Origin of the sequence: Burkholderia cepacia, from assembly GCF_001039005.1 — a bacterium.
Classification (GTDB): Bacteria; Pseudomonadota; Gammaproteobacteria; order Burkholderiales; family Burkholderiaceae; genus Burkholderia; species Burkholderia theae.
On sequence record NZ_LDWR01000010.1, the window covers coordinates 1 to 20,780 of the forward strand.

20 protein-coding genes and 1 pseudogene are annotated in these 20,780 nt (G+C 58.9%); 19 read left to right on the plus strand and 2 right to left on the minus strand.

Going from position 1 to position 20,780, the window contains the following annotated elements; genetic code table 11:
* The 10 genes and pseudogenes from VL15_RS42600 to VL15_RS04640 form a co-directional block, all read left to right on the plus strand.
* Window positions 1-788 (plus strand): annotated as a pseudogene (locus VL15_RS42600) (hypothetical protein); the annotation flags it as partial.
* Window positions 785-1,045 (plus strand): hypothetical protein, encoded by a 261-nt coding sequence (locus tag VL15_RS41710; protein WP_155420114.1) that lies wholly within the window; start codon window positions 785-787, stop codon window positions 1,043-1,045. The pseudogene VL15_RS42600 and the gene VL15_RS41710, both read left to right, overlap by 4 nt.
* A 199-nt stretch (window positions 1,046-1,244) precedes the next feature.
* Complete coding sequence (locus VL15_RS04615; protein WP_155420115.1) at window positions 1,245-1,874, plus strand: hypothetical protein; 630 nt, start codon at window positions 1,245-1,247, stop codon at window positions 1,872-1,874.
* Window positions 1,875-2,523: 649 nt separating this feature from the next.
* On the plus strand, window positions 2,524-2,775 hold the full coding sequence (locus VL15_RS04620; protein WP_048243418.1) for a hypothetical protein: 252 nt from the start codon (window positions 2,524-2,526) through the stop codon (window positions 2,773-2,775).
* Window positions 2,775-3,068 carry a hypothetical protein gene (locus VL15_RS41715; protein WP_155420116.1) on the plus strand — a complete coding sequence of 98 codons (294 nt, stop codon included), beginning with the start codon at window positions 2,775-2,777 and terminating at the stop codon, window positions 3,066-3,068. Before VL15_RS04620 ends, VL15_RS41715 begins: the two co-directional genes overlap by 1 nt.
* Window positions 3,069-3,379: 311 nt before the next feature.
* Window positions 3,380-4,342, plus strand: a complete 963-nt coding sequence (locus VL15_RS39570) for a hypothetical protein (RefSeq protein WP_080970716.1) — start codon at window positions 3,380-3,382, stop codon at window positions 4,340-4,342.
* 290 nt (window positions 4,343-4,632) lie between these two features.
* Window positions 4,633-4,884 (plus strand): hypothetical protein, encoded by a 252-nt coding sequence (locus VL15_RS41720; RefSeq protein ID WP_048243419.1) that lies wholly within the window; start codon window positions 4,633-4,635, stop codon window positions 4,882-4,884.
* A gap of 1,085 nt (window positions 4,885-5,969) precedes the next feature.
* The gene (locus tag VL15_RS04630; RefSeq protein WP_048243421.1) at window positions 5,970-6,677 is read left to right on the plus strand and encodes a YfiR family protein; all 708 of its coding nucleotides are present in this window, start codon (window positions 5,970-5,972) and stop codon (window positions 6,675-6,677) included.
* Window positions 6,674-7,942 (plus strand): diguanylate cyclase domain-containing protein, encoded by a 1,269-nt coding sequence (locus VL15_RS04635; protein WP_048243422.1) that lies wholly within the window; start codon window positions 6,674-6,676, stop codon window positions 7,940-7,942. Before VL15_RS04630 ends, VL15_RS04635 begins: the two co-directional genes overlap by 4 nt.
* A 90-nt stretch (window positions 7,943-8,032) precedes the next feature.
* Complete coding sequence (locus tag VL15_RS04640; RefSeq protein WP_048243643.1) at window positions 8,033-8,542, plus strand: OmpA family protein; 510 nt, start codon at window positions 8,033-8,035, stop codon at window positions 8,540-8,542.
* 299 nt (window positions 8,543-8,841) lie between these two features.
* Here VL15_RS04640 and VL15_RS04645 read toward each other — a convergent pair whose 3' ends face one another.
* Window positions 8,842-9,360 (minus strand): surface-adhesin E family protein, encoded by a 519-nt coding sequence (locus VL15_RS04645; RefSeq protein ID WP_155420117.1) that lies wholly within the window; start codon window positions 9,358-9,360, stop codon window positions 8,842-8,844.
* Window positions 9,361-9,819: 459 nt separating this feature from the next.
* On the opposite strand from VL15_RS04645, the gene VL15_RS41725 reads away from it, so the two are divergent.
* The 4 genes from VL15_RS41725 (at window position 9,820) to VL15_RS04665 (ending at window position 14,277) form a co-directional block, all read left to right on the plus strand.
* Entirely contained in the window at window positions 9,820-10,467 is a 648-nt protein-coding gene (locus VL15_RS41725; protein WP_155420118.1) for a hypothetical protein, read from the plus strand.
* Between the two features lie 737 nt (window positions 10,468-11,204).
* Entirely contained in the window at window positions 11,205-12,134 is a 930-nt protein-coding gene (locus VL15_RS04655; RefSeq protein WP_048243425.1) for a restriction endonuclease, read from the plus strand.
* A 614-nt stretch (window positions 12,135-12,748) separates the two neighbouring features.
* Window positions 12,749-13,411 (plus strand): hypothetical protein, encoded by a 663-nt coding sequence (locus VL15_RS41730; protein ID WP_155420119.1) that lies wholly within the window; start codon window positions 12,749-12,751, stop codon window positions 13,409-13,411.
* A gap of 644 nt (window positions 13,412-14,055) precedes the next feature.
* A complete protein-coding gene (locus VL15_RS04665; RefSeq protein WP_048243428.1) occupies window positions 14,056-14,277 on the plus strand; it encodes a hypothetical protein in 222 nt (73 codons plus the stop codon).
* A gap of 80 nt (window positions 14,278-14,357) precedes the next feature.
* Here VL15_RS04665 and VL15_RS39580 read toward each other — a convergent pair whose 3' ends face one another.
* Window positions 14,358-14,795 (minus strand): hypothetical protein, encoded by a 438-nt coding sequence (locus tag VL15_RS39580; RefSeq protein WP_230684339.1) that lies wholly within the window; start codon window positions 14,793-14,795, stop codon window positions 14,358-14,360.
* A gap of 994 nt (window positions 14,796-15,789) precedes the next feature.
* Here VL15_RS39580 and VL15_RS04670 point away from each other — a divergent pair.
* The 5 genes from VL15_RS04670 (at window position 15,790) to VL15_RS04690 (ending at window position 20,762) form a co-directional block, all read left to right on the plus strand.
* Window positions 15,790-16,908 carry a branched-chain amino acid ABC transporter substrate-binding protein gene (locus tag VL15_RS04670; RefSeq protein ID WP_048243430.1) on the plus strand — a complete coding sequence of 373 codons (1,119 nt, stop codon included), beginning with the start codon at window positions 15,790-15,792 and terminating at the stop codon, window positions 16,906-16,908.
* A gap of 173 nt (window positions 16,909-17,081) precedes the next feature.
* Complete coding sequence (gene livH, locus VL15_RS04675) at window positions 17,082-18,008, plus strand: high-affinity branched-chain amino acid ABC transporter permease LivH (protein WP_048243432.1); 927 nt, start codon at window positions 17,082-17,084, stop codon at window positions 18,006-18,008.
* An 11-nt stretch (window positions 18,009-18,019) separates the two neighbouring features.
* Complete coding sequence (locus VL15_RS04680; protein ID WP_048243434.1) at window positions 18,020-19,291, plus strand: high-affinity branched-chain amino acid ABC transporter permease LivM; 1,272 nt, start codon at window positions 18,020-18,022, stop codon at window positions 19,289-19,291.
* On the plus strand, window positions 19,288-20,061 hold the full coding sequence (livG, locus tag VL15_RS04685) for a high-affinity branched-chain amino acid ABC transporter ATP-binding protein LivG (RefSeq protein ID WP_048243436.1): 774 nt from the start codon (window positions 19,288-19,290) through the stop codon (window positions 20,059-20,061). The genes VL15_RS04680 and livG overlap by 4 nt, the downstream gene beginning before the upstream one ends.
* Complete coding sequence (locus VL15_RS04690; RefSeq protein WP_048243438.1) at window positions 20,061-20,762, plus strand: ABC transporter ATP-binding protein; 702 nt, start codon at window positions 20,061-20,063, stop codon at window positions 20,760-20,762. Before livG ends, VL15_RS04690 begins: the two co-directional genes overlap by 1 nt.
* The last annotated feature ends 18 nt before the right edge of the window (window positions 20,763-20,780 follow it).

Sequence of the window (20,780 nt, forward strand, 5' to 3'; positions counted from 1 at the left end):
CGTTGGCCGGGGCGGGGGTGGATCGGTTTAATCGGCAGTTGCATCCGGATGAATACGCGAGAGCGAAGGAGGGCGCGAAGATTGTTGCGGAGAAGCTGGGGATAAGCGCGCAGGAAGCCGAGGGGCGAATCGTGGCTGAAATTCTTCGCAATTCCGACCAGCAGACGGCGGAGGCGTCCGGCGGGAAGCACGATTACGAGATTCGTAGCATCGTGGGGTGCCAAAATCTGAACTGCGACGGTTATAAGAGCGATTCTAAGTACGCGGATCATGATTACAACATTCAGTACATCAAGTCAAATCAGGACACGTACAACGCGGGACAGCAGCAGCTCGGAACAGGGTTGAGCGATGCAGAATTGCGCAATAAAAATCTCCCATATGAGCGCACGGGAAAGGCGGCAATTGCCGTGACGGTCTGTTTGATATCGGGAGGTACTGCTTGTAAAGCGGCCGCTTCTGGATTGACGACTACGCTTGGGTTGAGTTTTTTGTCAGGGAAGCCATTGACCACCGCCGAGGCTATCGGCGGATTATATGGTGGAGCACTGGGCGGAGTCTACGCACAAGCACTAAGTACTTGGGCAGGCGGCACAAACTCGATAATGCAGTCGACGGTTCTGTTCGTGACCAAGACGGGAACGATTGCCGCTGGAAAACAAATTGGTGTTCCGTTGGGCAATGCAACTGGGTTGGCGCAGTCGGTAGACCCATTTTTCGACCCATCCACCAATCCTTGGTGGGGATTAGGAAATAATTTTGATCAGCTTAAGGGGTCGAATAAATGATGATGGAATTTGGTGCGGTAATAATTTCTCTTGGAGTCTTGTTAATTACATTTCTGCTATTCGGAAGAAATTTGGAGGATTCATTTATGGCAAGGTTACTATATTGGCTAAAATCAACAATGGTGATGGCGCCAATTCTGTTTGCGTGGTTTGCTTACAACGAACCGGCTGCGTTTAGTATGATAGGTGTTTTAGTAAGCTTTGGTCTTGCTGCCGCTTTCACCTTCGGGCGATCGTATCTTCTTGCGATGTTGTGATGCGCGAAGATGAACGGCGTCGATGGACGCTACGTGAAGATAGCCTTAATCGATAGTTGCATGATAACGAGAAGCAGGCGTTCGCGGAGAAAGCGGTAAGGATACGGCTGAGCAGGAGAAGTTGACGCGCGCGGCGTGCTATGCGGTGAAGTGCTGGGCGGAGTATCCGGCGGGAAGCGAAGCTCGGACCAAGAACTTTGTGAGCGAGGTCGAGGCAGCGCAGTTGCAGCCGCAACTGGAATGGGTGAATCGGCAGAAGGAATCGGGTTTGTTTGAATACGCGCCGTTGCAGAAGGTTGGCGATGCGGTGAAGAACGATCCGGTGGGAGTGGCGAAGGATGCGGCCAAGGTGGTGGTTGGGGGTGTGACGGCGAAGACGAGGGCTGGGCTTTGCACGACAGGTCTTGGTTGTACGGTGGGCGGTTGGATGGCGACTTTCGGGATGAGTGAAATGGTCGAGGGTGGCAGTGGCTTGTACAACCGCTATAACGGTGTGAATGCTGCTGGTGATAATCCGTTGCGTTGGGGGTTCAATCAGGTGTTACCGGCTGGCTGGGGAAATGTTGCGTTTGATGGGGTGAACTTTGGTGTGGCCGTACTGGCATTGAAAGCTCCGGTGTCGTTAAACATTGGTGTTGCTGATGGTCTGAATCGTCCTGTTTCGATGTTTGGTGTCACGGTTCCGCGTGTTGACAACGTGAACTTACTTCCCTTCATTAAGCAGCCTTGGCCGTATAGCACGACACAGGGAGCGTTGCTTCTTGGCGTTGGTTCGAAAGGGGCCGCGGTCGTCAATGACGTGCGGCAGGCAGTGGGGGATCAAAAATGAACTGGTGCAGGTTGTACGCGACGCTCCAAATATGGTTCGTAGTTTGTTTGGCGTCTGGGGTTGGGGCTGGCTGCAATACAGTTGTGGTGATCGGGGTATGCAGAAAGCTGCTTGGCTGGAGCGATGGTGTTTCGGTCTTTGGAGTTGGGCTGCCCGCGTTTATTGTTCAGTTCGTCGTGTTTGTGAAGCACTTACCGAAGCCACTACGCAATGCCGGGATGCTGAGCGACGACCCCGAGAAATTCGGTCCATGGTTCAAGTCTGACCGGAAGAGCTGAATGACCGAGCCCGGCGGATGCCGGACTCGGTGCTCACGCCTGCTTTGAACGAGGGCGATGTCGAGGCTGTCGTTCAGCGGCGAATTGTTCCTCGTGGTGGATGCGGTCCTGTCGCATTCTGATGAAAGGTAGTGGGCGAAGGACTTCGCGAAGTTCTATGAGGACAACCGGCAACGCAACCACGGCGGAGCCGGCGCTGGATATGTTGCCGGCGAATGGCAATCGGTTGATGGCCGCTGCGGCGAACGAGGGTGGCGTCTTGCCGCTGTATGTGAGCGAGAGCGACAAGCAGTAGCGCAACGACGAAGAGCGCGGTCAGTGCGGGCAGCATCACGATTACGAATCAGGCGAACCAGAAGCAGGATGTGGCGATGCTGGAGCGTGATACGTCGAACCTGAATGGCACGGTCGGCAAGACGCCGGATTTGCAGCAGGTGCTGGGCAATCAGGCGGATCTGATCAATGCGGCGCAGGCGGTGGCGGAGACGATTGCGAAGCAGGTCGGATCGTATGCGGACAAGAAGCGCGATGAAGCGCTGAGGAATGCGGATGGTACGAGTGATCCGGTGCTTAAGGCTCAGTATCAGCAGGACGCGAAGGATTGGGCCGAGGTACGCCGGTAATGGAACGGCTGCATTCTCTGCCGTTGGTGGCGGAGTTGTGTATTCACTGGGCAATGGAATCGCGACGGTCATTGGCGTTGGTGCCGGTGCAAATATTGGAAAGACTTACAATCCGGCGTCGATTGGAATGGGTTATACAGTCGATCAGGGTAAAACAGGAGTCAGGTGGTAATTATGATGAGCTTCCCGGGCCAAACACCGAAGACGCGAGCACAGAAAATCGTCTGGTGGTGCTGTTTTGCGGCGATGATGAGTTTCATTGTGTACGTGGTGTTGAAGAACGTCTTCTTTAGTTGAAACAGCAAGCCCGGCGGAAGCCGGGCTTGCCGCAAAATTAGGGGAAAGGGAAGTGATTCAACGATTGGTCTTGCTTGCGGTCCGCATGCTTTGCATATGGTCTATAGCATGCGCGGTTGCTTGGGTTGGTGGCGCATATATGTATTCATATTTTAATGGGGTTGGCTACTCGCCCGGATGGTATGACGTGAAAGCAATCGCGCGAACTTCTGCAGTGATTTCTTTCGGGTTCGTTCTCTTGGCTTGGCTAAATATGCGCAAGCAGTAGAGCCGAACCCGCGGCTGCCGTGTTCGGTTTAATAGGTAGTTGCATCCGGAGGGGAAGAAGTGGATCACTGAAAATGAAGCGGCGTATGCGAAGAAATATGGTTTGACGGTGGAGCAGGCGCGTAACGAATTGACAACACAGGCGAACCTGCAAGTGCAGAATGGTTCGTCGGGCACATGGAATCAGCGCGCGAATGATTTCCTGAGTCAGGCACACGGCATGTTGCCTTCGGATGGAAGCAGTGGACCGGGTTACATGTTCTATACGGCGCCGGAGCAGAAGGCGAATGTGGAGATGTACGCGAAGTACTATCCGGGCGGCGTTGGCACGAACGTGCCGAGTGGTTCGGCGATTGCAAGTTCAACGAGCCGAGAACAAACGTATCGCGATGCTTATGCAAAGGGCACGATTGGCGCGGCGGCTGGTGCTGCGGTGATTGTCGTAGGTGGTCCGATAGCGGCGTTGCCGGGAGCACCGATCTTTAGTTCTGGCGGTGCGCTTGGTTCCGGAGCACTGGCGTCATCAGTAGGAACTGGAGCGATCAGTGCGGGGATCAATGCGGGGGCGCAGTATGTGCAGAACGGAAAGATTAACCTGATCGATGTGGCAGGCGCGTTTGGTACGGGCGCAGCGGGTTCGTATGATGGATTGCTGTGGAACGTTGGTGTGAATGCGATTGGTGGTGCGACGACGACGGCGCTCAACAACATTCTGCAGGGCAAGAACGACAGCGTTATTGTTGCTGGTGCAACCGGTGGGCTATTTAGCTCGCTTGGCTATGGTATTGGGAAGGTCGGCGAGTCTTGGGTAACCAATTCGCTTAAGCCAACTATCAACACAACAAATTGGTCCGCATCCGGAACCTGGTCGGTTAACGGATGGAATATTTTTAGGCCGCATAACGCTGCGGTCGCGATTGGCGCTGCTGCCGGGGGAGTTGGGCAAGAAATTTCTGGTTCGGCTGCACAACATTTACCAACGTCAAATGGGCAGAAAAAATGACGCGATGGATAATGGCGTGTCTTGGTGCATGGGGAATTTGCATTGTTGGGTTCTTTGTTATTTGGCTGCTTGGTCTATACGTTCATTGCATGTTTATGCCTGGCTGTCTCAGTCACATAGGTATCGATAATCTCTTGGGTGCAGTGGATTACAAGAGTGTCTTGATGCGAGGATCATTATCGGCGATCGCAATAATTGGAATCGTATGGTTTAAAAGGCGATCGCGGTAACGCACCTCCGACCTTACTCGAGGATTAATATAGTATTTTTTGGTACGGTTTAATCGGTAGTTGCATCCCGAGGAGAAGAAGGCGATCGCGGAGAAAGCGGGCAAGGATAAGGCAGGAGAGGAGAAGTTGACGCGCCCGGCGTGCTATGCGGTGAAGTGCTGGGCGGAGTATCCGGCGGGAAGCGATGAGCGGAGCAGGAACTTCATTAGCGAGGTCGAGGCTGCGCAGTTGAGGCCGCAGTTGGATTGGGTGAACCAGCAGAAGGAAGTAGGTTTGTTCGAATACATGCCGTTGCAGAAGGTCGGCGATTAGTTGGAGAACGACCCGGTTGGTGTTGCTGATGGTCTCAATCGACCTGTTTCGATGTTTGGTGTGACGGTCCCGCGTATTGATAACGTGAACTGGCTGCCTTTCCTAAAGCAGTCGTGGCCCTACGGCGCGACGCAGGGGCACTCCTTCTTGGTGACGGTTCGAAAGGGGCCGCGGTCGTCAATGACGTGCGGCAGGCAGTGGGGGACCAAAAATGAACTGGTGCAGGTTGTACGCGACGCTCCAAATATGGTTCGTAGTTTGTTTGGCGTCTGGGGGTGGGGCTGGCTGCAATACAGTTGTGGTGATCGGGGTATGCAGACTGCTACTTGGCTGGAGCGATGGGGTTTCGGTCTTTGGAGTTGGGCTGCCCGCGTTTATTGTTCAGTTCATCGTGTTTGTGAAGCACTTACCGAAGCCACTACGCAATGCCGGGATGCTGAGCGACGATCCCGAGAAATTCGGTCCATGGTTCAAGTCTGACCGCAAGAGCTGAACACAGAGCCCGGCGGATGCCGGGCTCTGTGTTCACGCCTACTTCGAATGAGGGCGATGTCGAGGCTATCGGTTGGTGGACGCTGCGGCGAGCAAGGGGCAGGGCGGCGATGGCCTACGTTAGTTAGAAGGTGCGTGGATTGTTCCAGAAGGATCAGTACTACATCGATTCGTTCAGGTTTGGGAGCAAGGATGGATCGCCGACGTGGGAACGATGCGACGGTGAAACCGAGCTTCGGCCCGTCGTATACCGTCAACGCTAACTGGGTGGCTGCAGATGGCTGCCCCCATGCGCAGCAAAGCAGCCCGGCTCTCCCGAAGAACATATGAAGGTTGGCATAGCCGGGCATCCAATCCACTGATCAATCCACTCGCGCCGACACCGGATCGACGGCTGCTTAACGTTTGCAAGCATCGCCTCCCACCGCATCAATTCCCCATACTTTCCAACCTTTCTCGCGGGTGTATCCCACTGGCTGATGATGCGATTTTCTACCTAAGATGAAGCAATCATGCGCGTGATACCGTGCCTGCGCGCGCATGGTCGAAGGGAGAGGGTAACGCCGGGGGCAACACCAGCGGAAGTTGCCATCATGGATGCGAAAGTGTGCGCGGCGGCTGGCAGTTTCGCGACTGCTACGACGCCAACGGACGCGGCGGCAATCGCCGCGCGGACGACGTCCGGCCGGCCCGGTCGGGTCGCTTCGCTACGCCACGCACTGATCGCAATCGTTTGCGCGCTGGGAGCGGCACCCGGCGTGCTCGCCGGGACGCCTGCCGATGTGAACGACTCGCCTGACACCGTGCGCATCGCCGCCGCCGCGAACCCTGCAAACTCCACCGATCCCGCTGTTTCGTCACACGACTCCGCCGTGCGTCAGGTCGTGCTGGGCATCATCAGCTTCACGCGCTGGCCGACGACGCCCGTCCGCCTGCATCTGTGCGTAACCGGCCGAGCCGACTACGCGCGTGGCCTGACTGACACGCTGCAGGCCGGCTCGACGCTGCTCGACGTGCAGCGCGTCCGCTTCGACGATCCGTCGCTCGGCATGGCCTGCGACGTCGTCTATCTCGGCACCCTGAGCGACGACGAGCGAACGCGAGTGAGAACCGCGGTGGCCGGCCATCCGGTCCTGACGATCTCGGAACACGATCCGTCCTGCACCGCAGGCGGCATGTTCTGTCTCAACGTCGACGGCGAACGCGTGTCGTTCGACATCAATCTCGATGCCGTCGCGCGCAGCGGCGTGCGCGTGCACCCGAACGTGCTCAATCTTGCTCGACGGCCGGGGGCACCATGACACGGCACGCGCCTCCCGTTTCCCTTTCGCGCGTGCCGCGCCCGACGCTGCAAAGCGTGTTGCGCCGCGCGCACCTGCGCCTTGCGTTCGTTGCCGTCGCGATGGCCGCCGTGTCGTTGATCGTGGTCGCCGTGATCGCATTGCGTGCGTATGCCGGCAACAACCTGAACCTGTTGGCCCGCTCGCTCGGTTATACGGTCGAGGCGGCACTCGTGTTCGGCGACCGCGTCGCGGCGAACGAGGCGATCGGCTTGATCGCCAGCGATGAGGACGTGGCGCAGGTGGAGGTCACGGACAGCAAGGGCCAGCCGTTCGCAACGTGGCAGTTGCCTGCCAGCGGCGAGCTCGCGCGGCTCGAGCGAGGCGTTGCCGACCTTGCGCTGCCCGGGCCCGTGGCCGTCCCGGTGATGCACGACGGCATCATCGTCGGCCAGGTTGTCGTGCGCGGCCGCGGACATCAGTTCTTCGGCTTCCTGCTCGGCGGCGTCAGCGGCATTCTCGGCTGCCTGGCCGTCAGCGTGCTCGGCGCGTATGTCAGCTCGAAGCGTCTGCTGCGCAACATCGTTTCGCCGCTGCGCGCGCTGGCCGGCGTTGCCCACGCCGTGCGACGCGAGCGTGCATTTGCGCAACGCGTTGAGCCTGCCACGATTGCCGAACTGAACGAGCTCGGCGACGACTTCAATGCGTTGCTCGACGAATTCGAAGAATGGCAGAACACGCTGCGCGACGAAAACGCGTCGCTCGAACACAAGGCGACGCACGATGCGCTCACGGGCCTGCCCAACCGCGTGCAGTTCGAGTCGCGCCTCGCGCTTGCCCTTCGCGAAGCCGGGGTGACGGGGCAGCGGGTCGGCATCCTGTATCTGGATTGCGACCGCTTCAAGGAGATCAACGATTGTCTCGGCCACGACGCCGGTGACGCGGTGCTGATCGGCATCGCGGCGCGGCTGCGCACGCAGGTGCGCGAGGCCGATCTCGTCGCCCGCCTGGGCGGCGACGAATTCGCGGTGATGTTGTCGGCGGTGCGCGAAGCGGGCAGCGTCTGCCGTGTCGCCGACGAGATTTTGTCAGGCATGGTGCCGTCGATCGAGCTGTCCGACGGCCGCATGGTGGCCACCATGATGAGTGCCGGTATTGCGCTGTATCCCGATCACGCGTCGGACGCGAGCGGCTTGCTGCGCGCGGCGGATGCCGCGATGTACCGCGCCAAGCGTGCGCGGCCGGGGTCGTGGCAGTTGGCTGAAGGCGTTGTCGGGTCAGCTTGAGGTTGAGCGTTTTTCCCTGCGGACGAGGCCGCAGCAGAGGTTTAATGAATAAATGCGCGCGCGATGCGGGCGCATTCGAAGGGGTCGAAGATGAAAAACTCGTATCCAGTGTTCATTGGGCGGATGTGCATCGGCGGCGCGCTGCTGCTGTGCATGCTGCTGAGCGGCTGCAAGACGCCGCCGCTTCACCGTGGGCTGACGCACACGCAGGTCACGGCGCTCAAATCGGCCGGTTTCCAGGAGACCGGAGAGGGGTTCGAATTCGGGTCGACCGGGCCGATTTTGTTCGATTTCGATCGGTACAACCTCAAGCCGGATGTGCGGCGGATTGTCGAAAGGATCGGGCGGACGCTCAAGTCGGTGGGGATTAATGGGGTGCGGGTTTATGGGTACTCGGATCAAGAAGGGGCGGATGACTATGACTTCGAGTTGTCCAGGCGGCGGGCTGAGGTAGTGGAGATTGAGCTGGTTGATGTGGGGTTGGATGCGAAGCGGATCGTGATTGTCGGGAAGGGGAAGAGCGATCCGGTTGGGGATAACAAGACGCCGGCGGGGAGGACGCAGAATCGGAGGGCGGCGATTGTGGTTTCGCCGAGGTGAGGGGGAATGTCACGGTACGGCCGCGTGCAGCCGTTTGTAATCACGAGAACTGGGACACTCAGCGATATAGTCGAACCGCGATCAGCGGCTGGGAACGAAAGGGCCAGAGCTAACCGAGGGTTCCAAGAGATCGGCCGTGAGAGTCAGCTTGAGCGCAAGGTTAGCCGGCAAAGTTTTCCTGCGAGAGCCCCACATATCTGGCACAAGAAACGAGCTCAGTCTCGACTGCTAAAAATAGTTCCAGTGACTTGGGGCTGTCGGCATACGTACCTATGCTGGAGGTCGGCAGTTGTCCGACACTACTGGTGTTGCTGAGAAGGCTGATTGGCATTCATGAAGTATTTCGCCATTCCCTCGACAACGCTTTGATCGGCCAGGCTGGTCATCGTGCTTGCCGACTCTGATTGCTTCCCGTCTTCGCATACCACGTGCCCCAACTGCTCTTGCATTGAGCCGGCTTGATTCGGCAATTGTGCGGGGGGCTTTAATGGCCCACTAAAGATTACATCGCCATTGATGTCGGAATTGACAAAGTAGTCTATGGCCCAATCCAGCGAGCTGCAGTCGATAACGCCGTGCGTGGTCGTCTGCTGGTAGGTTCGATCGGCGTAAGTTTGGTGGTCTCTGAAAATCATTCTTGTCCAAAGTCCAATCTTGCCGCCAGAAATATGACGGACGCTACTCTTGTCGTACAGCATCGCATGCTCGGCGCCGTCAGTCTGACCAACAATGCGCCAATCTGCCTCGGCATTGGCATTTATTGAAACGAGCATTGCAGCCGCCAGAATTGTTGATTTTTTCTTCAATGTATCTCTCACGGAATGTGTCGATTTGACCTCGGCGGTTGCCAGTAGAGACGAGTCAGCTTGACTACTGCTGCAAGTCGGTAGTGGCCGGTCCCGAGATCCGTCAGTGCAAGCTGCGGTCTAGCTTTTCGATAGGAACCTTATCAGGCAAGGTACAGGGACCTCTGCATCATTGAAGCGACGGTTTCAGGTACAGCGGTGGGTTGGGCGTTCATGAGACCGGGAAAAGTTGCTTTGGTAGCCCGAGTTTATCAGGGGCCAGAATCTGCCTGCGCGAAGGTTGCCGTTCGGCAGGTCGCTGGTGATAGCGGATGGCAGTTCCCGCCAGTTTCTGCCGTTCGCGATCGCTCTCATGCAGCCGTTCGAACGACCGATTTCGCGATGCGATTGGGGCAGAATTCGATTTTTCTTCAATTTATAAGGTGCATCGCCTAAAAATAAATTATTGACAATGCGTGCGGAGACTGAATCATGGGTATCCCAAGCTTACAAAACCTCCTTGATCTCGACCTCGACCTGGAGAAGCGCACGTTGACGATCCGACTTGGGCCACTGAAGATCGCTGGCATCTCCCTTCCCGATTTACGATCTCTACGAAACAACAATGAACTCGTCGGGCAAATGCTTAGCGATTCATTCATCACACGCAGAGTTATGTGGATGGACCTGACAAGAGAAGCCGCACAGGTCGCGGTGTTAAGTCTCGACGAGCTCGCTGGAATTATAAAACTGTATAGAAATAAGTTTGAAAATAGTTCCCGACGTATCGACCGCGAAATCTGTCATCCCCTCTTGGCTTGGGAGAGCCAATGCATAATATCAGCAAAAATTATCCGAGATGCCATTGAAACCGAGCGCCTGCCTGAAAACGCGGGCATGGATGGTTACGCGAGTGATGTAATGGACGACGAGATAGTCCTCGTCAGGAAAGCTGGCTATCCAATAATTGAACTCTTGAGCGCGATCCTTGATGCGACACCGCTTCGCCAACAAGTCGAAACCCTTCTCGAGAAGGGAGCGCAAACGCTAATCTCCAAGTATCGTGTGCAATTAGCGGATCTGCCACGAGCGGACGTTGACATTGGGCCTAAGCCATCTAATGGAAACGTCTCGACCTAATCATCAGTGACCACCGAAACGTCGGGCGATTGCTGTGGAGTGCCGCGACCGGTGCAGTCCGGAACCCGCCATTCGGTTCGCGAACGCCTGTATGGCCAAGAAGGGTCGGTGACGGCCCGTCGCTGAAAGGGGCGGCGTAGGTCTTGGCGTAGCTTTGTGCTGCGGGCCTTGTCAGATAGGGTGCAGGTTCAGCTGCATCATTGGAGTGACGGGTGCAGGTGCTGCAGCGGGTTGCGTGCTCATGTGACCGGGAAAAGTTGCTTTGGTTGGCCGAGTTTACCAGCGGCCCAACCGAGGCTGCTTGAAGTTCGCCATCCGGCCAGTCGTCGTCGGCTACTGGCCATCTGCGGTCATTTCGCGATTCCGTAGAATGGCCCGTCGAATGTCGGCTTTTGCGAGCACAACCGGCCGTATTACCCGACGTGGTTGCACTAGATCCCGCCAAAATTCTGGCCGCCGGGTATCTTTGGCGAACGCACACACTTGGGCTCATGAGGGCTGGTCCGATTTACAGCAGGTTATTCTCTCCATGAGAAGGAGGTCATCTTGCTTCTGTACGATGTAAGCGGCCCCGTGACAGCGGCGACCGAGAGCAAGTCATTGCCGAGGGTTGCCACGGCGACGCAGAAGCCTATTGGCTTGATTGGCCACGGGCCGAGACATGTTCATCGCACCGGTACCGCCTATGACGTCGATGCCGAACGGGGCGAACGTAGTGTAGTTCGAAGGGGCTGTGTATGAACCCATCGACATGCGATCACGTCGACCACCCCGGTATTTCGTTCGAAAAGGTTGTGGCGGCTATCCAGGCCCAGTTCGACCCCGCAGCCAGCGTCACCCATAATGAAGTGCTCGTGGATAGACTGGGCCATTCGCGCCAGTTCGATGTCGTAGTCCGAGGCGTCTTTGCTGGACAGAAGATGCTCGGCGTTATCGAATGCAAGGATCTCAACAAGAAGGTGGGGACCCCTGAGGTCGATGGCTTTATCACCAAGGCGTCGGACGTTAACGCCAACTTCAAAATCCTTGTGTCCCGCAAGGGGTTCTCGAAGCCGGCCCTCTCAAAGTGTTCTCACTATGGAATTCAACCTCTATCTCTCGTAGACGACGATCCAGCTAATAAGAATTCCTTCGTTGGAACGCGCTGGGAAGCGGACATAACTCGCTGGGGACGGATCGCTGTAACGCTCCATTTCGCTAATCAACCTACAGACACCGTTCATTTCAGCGCCGATGAACTGACTGTCCGCGGCAAGAAGGTGCTCGACTGGTTCACAAACTACCTGCTGGACAAGGAGGCCGAAATCACAGAGCTTGGGTGGGTAGTAAATATCATCGTTCAGTTTGAAGAACTGCAGACAGTCAGCGTGCGTCCGGGCGAAGAATATCTGTGTACGGCAATTTCCTTTAGTGCAGAGCGAATCTGCGACAAGCTTGAGCGACTCGTTGGAATCAGCGGGACAGGCTTTTTCGACTGGAATTCAAAAATGGCAACCTTTCCTCCCGGCACGGAGATCCGGACTGACGCGGTACCGATGGACTTTTCACAATGGAAGCCTCGCTCCGATCGTCGAGGCGGGCAATCCGGATTTCTGGAGATTCGACTGGAAGCTTGTTCCGTTCAGTTCGAAAGAATGCCTGATGCAATCGAACTCGACAGGCTGTAATGCACTCAGTAGCCGTCTCAACTCACGCTCGAAGCCGAACGTACTGACTGGCGGCGCTAATGATTGCCTCTGTCGCCGAGCGGCCTTTCGCCCGGTCATAGCCAACGACCGTTGCCCCCCCCCCCCCGAACCCGCTGTTCGGAACCCGGCGCAACGAATGTCTCAGATGGGTCGGTTTGAGCCAGTTGCGGACCGCCGGACTGAGAACCGACTGGATTCGGCGAATACCAGGCGGTCGATGTCAGTGGCCAAATTGTCGACAATTCCGTGCTCCTCGCGCTGTGCAGCCCGGGCCATAAACGGGGTATCATCGTATATCTCAAAAATATCCTGAGGCACTAAACCGATGAGCCGTGAGGAAATGCCTCTCCCTCGCTCAATGCCTCCTTTGTTCCTTCCTTTCGTCAGGGGACGTCAAAGGCTCCTCGTTACACTTTTTAGAGGGCGGCTGGAGGGCGGTTGATCTAGTTGAACAATCGACTGTCGCCAGTTGAGTGTGAAGTGGACTATCTTTTGATGCTCGGAAGCCTAGGAAATCCGGGATGATTTATTTTGATCTCGTAGAGAAATGAAGAATTTTCGCCAATTTAATCAACGCAACTAGCGGGGTTGACGTGGACAAAAAAAATACCTACAGAATTGGTTTGGCTGGCAACTGGTCGTTACCCGATTTGGCTGAATTTTCTCACGCACTAGATCAGTGTTATGCGTTTATTTATTGCCTCGAAACCAAGCACTCGGGGGCGTTTGAGAGGAATATCAATAATGTACTATCTAGTTACCCATGGGAGGGCGGTTTTAGCTACGTCAACGCTTATGCTCTCTTTGAACGACAGGTGCCTTCGCCAGATAAACCGATGCTCCTGGGGATTCGAAAGAACTCTCCAGGCTGGCTGGATCTCGCCTTAAATCATCTGACAATTTCTAATATCGCGACGGCAGTCTCTAGCTTCTACGGCGTAGCGCATGCGACAACCTCCGCTTACAAAAAAGCGGCAAAATTTCTCACCGCGCTTAAGCAAGAAAGGCAAAAGAGGAAGCTTGAAGGGATGGCGGCATCGACGGCGCAATTAAAGCAGATGCAAGCGTTCACGGAACAATTGGCGAAGGGTTTGGGTTTTAAAAATGTGGCTGCTTTGGATGCTCACACGAAGAGCCCGGAAATTTCGTTGAAGCTAATGATGTCCTATTACCGTCGTTTGATGGTGCTTACTGAAATGCAGAATTCAGGCAAGGTTGATTTTTCGGCGGCGCAGTTACCTGACGACAAACCTTGAGGTTCGAGGTTTCGTGAAATACCGAGGCGGCCCCACACGCCAAACGCTCCTGAGTGTCTGCTTCCGCTTGCCGGCTATTTCCGCTTCGGGTCGGTAGCCGCCAGTCAGATGGGGCCTCTCGAGTGGCCGAGGTAGGTCTTTAGCGGTCTGGGTGGGATGCTGAAACCGGACATCACCCGCAAGCAGTTTCCGGTGTCCGGTCACGACAATAAAGATTGAGCGGCAGTCGTGTATGTATTGAGATGGAGTCGTACAGTTCGCCCGATTCAATCGAACTGTTTCGAATCGTTAAGCTCCGATCAATTTCTCACCGTGACAGATAGATATTCCTGCTGGTTCGCTTTTTTCCACCGATCAGCGCTCGCAATGGCCATGAACATTGATCTCCGTGAGTGCCTATAACCAATGGATAGGGTGCGCCCAAGCAACAAACACTGTCTAATTGGAAATGTCCAGTCAGTGATAATCGCGCGCGCGGACTGATATGCCGCATGCTCTGATCCCCCATCGAAACCCGGTCTCCACCGAACCACCAACAACGGAGGAATCCAAACCACCAACACACCGCGGTAAACGAGCGCGGGCCGCAAGTGCTAGGAACACTCACGACCCGCTAACCACAGCCAACTAACCAGGAGTTGCCCATGGCTAAGGCGAATGATAAAGCACGACCCCCGATCACGGAACGCTTCGTGACGATCCAGGAATCCTGGGGTGTACCGAAACGCATGCACATCAGGCCGGATACGTTTTATCCGTATATGAAGATCGGCGGAATGTGGCTCGTCAACGATGCGCGTTTTGTCCCGGGCCGAAAGGTGCAGATCACGATTGAGCCGGGAAGGCTGGTCATCACGCAGCTGTAACAGGCAACGCCGCAGGATGCGGCCGCGCTGCGCGAAGTCGCGCAGCGCGCCGGGCAGTCACCACCGCCCGACGCCACGCATCACCAGGCGATATTGCAAGACGACCGCGACGTCCCTGCGCCACCCGTCGCTGTGCAATGCGTGCCCGCGCCGTTGTCGAAAAACGTGCGCGTCTCCGGCTGCGGCACCGAAGGATCGAACGGATTCGGCGCACCATGCGGCCCCCGCGCGGCATCGTACGGCCGCGTCGGCGCATACGAGCCGCCACTACCAGCCGGCTTTGAACCATTAGCCCGCAGATATTCATTCCAGTTCTGCGCGCGCTGTTCGGTTCCGGGCAATGCGCGCCCGAGGCTGTCGCTGCCGCCTGCACCGAGCGCGACACGGTTTGCCGGCAAGTCCCAATCAGATTCACGCGCACGAGAGGGCTGCGGCTCAAGCGCATCGCCCGAAACACGCAGCGGCCGCGTATCGGGCGTATCGAACGGGCCGCGCTTGGCGGGCGCGGCGTACTGCACGCGACGATTCGCACGTGCCGCGTGCCCATCGTCACGAGCGGCGGCACGACGCTCCGCGCGAAACACATTGGTCCCGGCCGACCGATCGGTCAGCGTATCGCGCCCCGACGCATCGGCTGCGGAAACAGAAAGCGCACACGCAATCGCGGCGGCGGAAGACAAGCAGAAGGAATGATTCATCAGCGATCCAAATCAGGTGATGTGCATGGAAAAAAACGGCAGATCACTGGCTGGCGGCTGGGCAACGGAAGGCCGTCGAAGCGGCCCTGAAGCGACGACGAAGCGCGGCGGACGCGCTTCGCGGGAAGGCTGGCTGGATTGCAGAGGCGAATCCGTATTATTTCACATTAATAACTGTGAGCTTTCTGAACCAAGAAAACCGTCGGCTAACGGTAGGTTTTAGCGCCTCCATCCAACGCACCTCAATGGTGCCCGTCAAACCAATCATCAGTCGATTGAACCGCGCCGATACGGCCCTTTACCGGCCCGAAGCGCACCGATCACGACCGCCTGTCAGCAGACGTCATACCCACCAAGGCACAGCGCCCGACCACTCCCTCCAATAGCAACCAGATTGCACTCCCGTCAACCGTTATCGAACCCGAAAGGTTGCGCCGTCATTGCTACCGACCCCCACCTCATCCCTACGTGTTTTCCCTCAGTCGGCCGGCATTTTTGACAGACGATTTAAAAACGCCCATATAATTTCGACTGCCTTGCCAACGGCTGTCGGACCATCCCTCCGATCAAGCGGTTTGGCAAGCGGGGCAGGCGAAACGCTTGCGCAATGCAAGACGCATCACGATGATGTCTTTCCGAACCAGACGTCCCCTTCGGGGACTGCAAGAGCCGGGCCCCGCTACGCAACATTCCGCTGGAGTTCCGTCTTCTATGTGTCTCGGGCGTGTCCCATGTCCTCGCCCCGGGTGCTGTTCGATTGCGCAAGTCATGCCGCCTTTGCCCGTATGACTAAACAACATCGAGGAGCTCCCAGATGACGCTGTCCCGTCTTACGTCCATTTCCGTCGCCGCCGTGCTGTTCGCCGCCGGCGCCGCCACCGCGCAAGCGGAAACCGTGAAGATCGCCATCGCTGGTCCGATGAGCGGCTCGGTCGCCCAATATGGCGACATGGTGAAGGCCGGCGCGCTGACCGCGATCGAACAGATCAACGCGGCAGGCGGTGCGGGCGGCAACAAGTTCGAAGTCGTGTTGATGGACGACGCATGCGAACCGAAGCAGGCCGTCGCCGTCGCGAACAAGATCGTCAGCCAGAAGATCAAGTACGTGATCGGCCACGTGTGCTCGGGCTCGACGATCCCCGCATCCGACATCTACGAGAACGAAGGCATCGTGATGGTCACGCCGTCGGCCACCGCGCCGCAGCTGACCGAAGGCAAGAAGCGTCACTTCATCTTCCGCACGATCGGCCGTGACGACCAGCAAGGCCCGGCCGCCGCGAAGTACATCATCAACAACGTGAAGCCGAAGAAGGTCGCGGTGCTGCACGACAAGCAGTCGTACGGCCAGGGCATCGCGTCGTCGGTGAAGAAGGACCTCGAAGCCGCGAAGATCCCGGTCGTGCTGTTCGAAGGCATCAACGCCGGCGATTCGGATTACTCGGCGATCATCACGAAGCTGAAGTCGCAAGGCGTCGATTTCGTCTACTTCGGCGGCTACCACCCGGAAATGGGCCTGCTGATGCGCCAGGCGCGCGAGCAGGGCGTGAAGGCAACGTTCATGGGGCCTGAAGGCGTGGGCAACAAGGACGTGACGGCAATCGCCGGCCCGGCTTCGGAAGGCATGCTGGTCACGCTGCCGGCCGACTTCACGGCCGATCCGGCCAACGCAGCACTGGTGAAGGCGTTCGCGGACAAGAAGCGCGATGCGAACGGCCCGTTCCAGATGCCGTCGTACGCCGCGGTGAAGATCATCGCCGACGCGATCGCTGGCGCAAAGACGACCGATCCGACGAAGGTCGCCGCGTACATGCACAAGACGACGTTCGACACGCCGATCGGCAAGGTGTCGTATGACGCGCAGGGCGACCTGAAGGCGTTCAAGTTCGTCGTCTACACGTGGCACAAGGACGCGACGAAGACCGCCGCCAACTAAAAACGGAGTACCCGCCCCGCGCACCCGCTCTGCCCGTCACCCGGGCAGGGCGCGTGCGCATTTGGCCGTTCCGCGGCTGACGGGCGGTCCGAGACGAACACCGTGCGTTGCGCGCGGTCGCGCCGTGATCCGGTTGCGGCCTGCGGCGCAGTGCCAACGGGAGCTTCCCGCACATGACTGACTTCTTTCCTCAATTCGCCCAGCAGCTGGTCAACGGCCTGACGCTGGGTGCGATCTATGCGCTGATCGCCATCGGCTATTCGATGGTCTACGGCATCATCGGCATGATCAACTTCGCCCACGGCGAGATCTACATGATCGGCGCGTACGTGGGCCTCGTGACCCTGACCGCGATCGGCGTCTCCGCGGGTTATCCGCTGCCGCTCGTGCTCGGCGCCGCACTGATCGTGTCGGTGATCGTCACCGGCCTGTACGGCTTCGCGGTCGAGCGCGTCGCGTATCGGCCGCTGCGCGGCGGCCCGCGCCTCGTGCCGCTGATCTCCGCGATCGGCATGTCGATCTTCCTGCAGAACTACGTGCAGATCGGCCAGGGCGCGCGCGACGTGTCCGTGCCGGTGCTGATCTCCGGCGCGTTCGACATCCATCTCGGCGGCGACTTCGACGTGACCATCCCGTATTCGCGGCTGATGATCGTCTGCGTGACGGTCGTGCTGATGATCGCGCTCACGCTGTTCATCGGGCATTCGCGGATGGGCCGTGCGTGCCGCGCATGTGCCGAGGACATGAAGATGGCGAACCTGCTCGGCATCGACACGAACCGCGTGATCTCGTTCACGTTCGTGCTCGGCGCGATGCTGGCCGCCGTCGGCGGCGTGCTGATCGGGCTGACGATCGGCAAGCTGAATCCGTACATCGGCTTCGTCGCGGGCATCAAGGCGTTTACCGCCGCGGTGCTCGGCGGGATCGGCAGCATCCCGGGCGCGATGCTCGGCGGCGTGCTGCTCGGCCTCGCGGAAACCTTCGCGGCAGGCTACATGCCGGCCGAGTACAAGGACGTCGTCGCGTTCGGCCTGCTCGTGCTGATCCTGCTCTTCCGCCCGACCGGCCTGCTCGGCAAGTCGGACATCGAAAAGGTTTGAGGGAGACGCAGATGAGTACTGTCATTTCCGTTCGCCGTCCGGCCGCCGATGCATCGTTCGGCCAGGCGTTGAAAAATGCGGTGGCCGCCGCGTTCCTGACGGCGATCCTCACGATCCCCGTGCTCGGCCTGCAGCTGCAGCTCGACGGTTATCAGGTCGTGCTCACGCCGCACTGGCGGCCGGTGTGGATCGCGGTCGCGGCCGTGTTCCTGTTCCAGCTGTTCAAGCCGTGGCTCATGCGCGCGAAATCGGCGGTGAAGCTGCCGGCGGTGCCCGCGATGGGCGCGCAGCAGCAGCGCGTGGTCGTGTGGGTGCTGCTCGCGGTCGGGCTCGTGTGGCCGTTCTTCGGTTCGCGCGGCGCGGTCGACGTCGCGACGCTCGCGCTGATCTACGTGATCCTCGGCCTCGGGCTGAACATCGTCGTCGGTTTCGCGGGGCTGCTGGATCTCGGTTATGTCGGGTTCTACGCGGTCGGCGGTTATACGTACGCGATGCTCAACCAGTATTTCGGGCTGTCGTTCTGGGAATGCCTGCCGCTGGCCGCGATCGCGGCGGCGACGTTCGGCTTCCTGCTCGGCTTCCCGGTGCTGCGGCTGCGCGGCGACTATCTCGCGATCGTCACGCTCGGCTTCGGCGAAATCATCCGCCTGATGGCGAACAACCTGACGAGCCTCACGGGCGGCCCGGACGGCATCTCGGGCATCGCGAAGCCGACGGTGTTCGGCTTCGAGATGGCGCGCTCGGCGAGCGTCGAAGGCGCGAAGACCTTCCATGAACTGATCGGGCTGGAATACAGCGGCGAGCACATGGTGATCTTCCTGTACCTGATCGCGCTGGTGCTGGTCGGCTTCACGCTGTTCGTGACGAGCCGCCTGATCCGCATGCCGATGGGCCGTGCGTGGGAAGCGCTGCGCGACGACGAGATCGCATGCCGTTCGCTCGGCCTGAACCCGACGCGCATCAAGCTGTCGGCGTTCACGCTCGGCGCGTCGTTCGCCGGTATCGGCGGCGCGTTCTTCGCGGCGCGCCAGGGCCTCGTGAATCCTGAATCGTTCACCTTCATCGAGTCGGCGCTGATCCTCGCGATCGTCGTACTCGGCGGGATGGGTTCGCAGCTCGGCGTGATTCTCGCGGCGATCCTGCTGACCGTGCTGCCGGAAGTCGCGCGCGGCTTCGCCGAATACCGGATGCTGATTTTCGGTCTCGTGATGGTGTTGATGATGATGTGGCGTCCGCAGGGCCTGTTGCCCGCGAGCCGTCCCCACGTGGAGCTGCCGCAATGAGCGCGAATGCAGAACTGTTGAAGGTCGCCGGGCTGCAGATGCGCTTCGGCGGGTTGCTCGCGGTGGACGGCATCGATTTCGACGTGCGCCGCGACGAGGTGTTCGCGATCATCGGGCCGAACGGCGCGGGCAAGACCACGGTGTTCAACTGCGTCGGCGGCTTCTACAAGCCGACCTCCGGCGCGGTTGAACTCGACGGCCACCAGATCGCCGGGCTGCCGAGCCACAAGATCGCGCTGAAGGGCCTGGTGCGCACGTTCCAGAACATTCGCCTGTTCAAGTCGCTGACGGTCGTCGAGAACCTGCTCGTCGCGCAGCATCGCAAGGTGAAGGCAGGGCTGCTGCCCGGCCTGTTCTCGACGCCCGCGTATCGCCGCGCCGAGAAGGACGCGCTCGAACGCGCGGCCGTGTGGCTCGAACGGATGGGGCTGAAGTCGGTCGCCAACCGGCCGGCCGGCACGCTGTCGTACGGGCATCAGCGGCGTCTGGAGATCGCGCGCTGCATGATCACCGAACCGCGTCTCCTGATGCTCGACGAGCCGGCGGCCGGTCTCAACCCGCAGGAGAAGATCGAGCTGCAGCACCTGATCGACAAGCTGCGCCGCGAGTTCGGCGTATCGGTGCTGCTGATCGAACACGACATGAGCCTCGTGATGGGCGTGTCGGACCGCATCCTCGTGATGGAGCACGGCCGGCCGATCGTGATCGGCACGCCGGAAGCGGTCCGCAACGACCCGCGCGTGATCAAGGCGTATCTGGGGGAAGAGTGATGCTGAAGCTGGAACAGGTCCATACGCACTACGGCGCGGTCGAAGCGCTCGCGGGCGTGTCGATCGAGGTGAACAAGGGCGAGATCGTCACGCTGATCGGCAGCAATGGTGCCGGCAAGACGACGCTGATGATGACCGTGTGCGGCACGCCGCGCGCATCGTCGGGCCGCGTGCTGTTCGAGGGCAAGGACATCACCGCGATGTCGACGCACCAGATCATGCGGCAGGGGATGGCGATCTCGCCGGAAGGGCGGCGCGTGTTCCCGAGTCTGACGGTGCTCGAGAACCTGAAGATGGGCGGGTTCTTCGCGAGTCGTCATGAGATCGACGAAGGTACCGAGCACGTGTTCAAGCTGTTTCCGCGCTTGAAGGAGCGTGCGACACAGCGGGCCGGCACGATGTCGGGCGGCGAGCAGCAGATGCTCGCGATTGGGCGCGCGCTGATGAGCAAGCCGCGCTTGTTGCTGCTCGACGAGCCGACGCTCGGCCTCGCGCCGCTCGTGATCGCGCAGATCTTCGACATCATCCGGACGATCCGCGAGGAAGGCGTGACGGTGTTCCTCGTTGAGCAGAACGCGAACAAGGCGCTGGGTGTGGCCGATCGCGGGTATGTGCTCGAAACGGGGCGCGTGGTGCTCGCCGATACGGGCGCGAACCTGCTCGCGAACGACCGGATCAAGCAGGCTTATCTCGGCGGTTGATGGAGGGACGCCGCCGGC

What these genes read in the sequence shown, in the direction of transcription:
- VL15_RS41710 (WP_155420114.1), top strand. Translation starts at nt 785, where the DNA reads ATGATGATGGAATTTGGTGCGGTAATAATTTCTCTTGGAGTCTTGTTA.
- VL15_RS04620 (WP_048243418.1), top strand. Translation starts at nt 2,524, where the DNA reads ATGCTGGAGCGTGATACGTCGAACCTGAATGGCACGGTCGGCAAGACG.
- VL15_RS41715 (WP_155420116.1), top strand. Translation starts at nt 2,775, where the DNA reads ATGGAACGGCTGCATTCTCTGCCGTTGGTGGCGGAGTTGTGTATTCAC.
- VL15_RS04630 (WP_048243421.1), top strand. Translation starts at nt 5,970, where the DNA reads ATGGATGCGAAAGTGTGCGCGGCGGCTGGCAGTTTCGCGACTGCTACG.
- VL15_RS04635 (WP_048243422.1), top strand. Translation starts at nt 6,674, where the DNA reads ATGACACGGCACGCGCCTCCCGTTTCCCTTTCGCGCGTGCCGCGCCCG.
- VL15_RS04640 (WP_048243643.1), top strand. Translation starts at nt 8,033, where the DNA reads ATGAAAAACTCGTATCCAGTGTTCATTGGGCGGATGTGCATCGGCGGC.
- VL15_RS41725 (WP_155420118.1), top strand. Translation starts at nt 9,820, where the DNA reads ATGGGTATCCCAAGCTTACAAAACCTCCTTGATCTCGACCTCGACCTG.
- VL15_RS04655 (WP_048243425.1), top strand. Translation starts at nt 11,205, where the DNA reads ATGAACCCATCGACATGCGATCACGTCGACCACCCCGGTATTTCGTTC.
- VL15_RS04665 (WP_048243428.1), top strand. Translation starts at nt 14,056, where the DNA reads ATGGCTAAGGCGAATGATAAAGCACGACCCCCGATCACGGAACGCTTC.
- VL15_RS04670 (WP_048243430.1), top strand. Translation starts at nt 15,790, where the DNA reads ATGACGCTGTCCCGTCTTACGTCCATTTCCGTCGCCGCCGTGCTGTTC.
- livH (WP_048243432.1), top strand. Translation starts at nt 17,082, where the DNA reads ATGACTGACTTCTTTCCTCAATTCGCCCAGCAGCTGGTCAACGGCCTG.
- VL15_RS04680 (WP_048243434.1), top strand. Translation starts at nt 18,020, where the DNA reads ATGAGTACTGTCATTTCCGTTCGCCGTCCGGCCGCCGATGCATCGTTC.
- livG (WP_048243436.1), top strand. Translation starts at nt 19,288, where the DNA reads ATGAGCGCGAATGCAGAACTGTTGAAGGTCGCCGGGCTGCAGATGCGC.
- VL15_RS04690 (WP_048243438.1), top strand. Translation starts at nt 20,061, where the DNA reads ATGCTGAAGCTGGAACAGGTCCATACGCACTACGGCGCGGTCGAAGCG.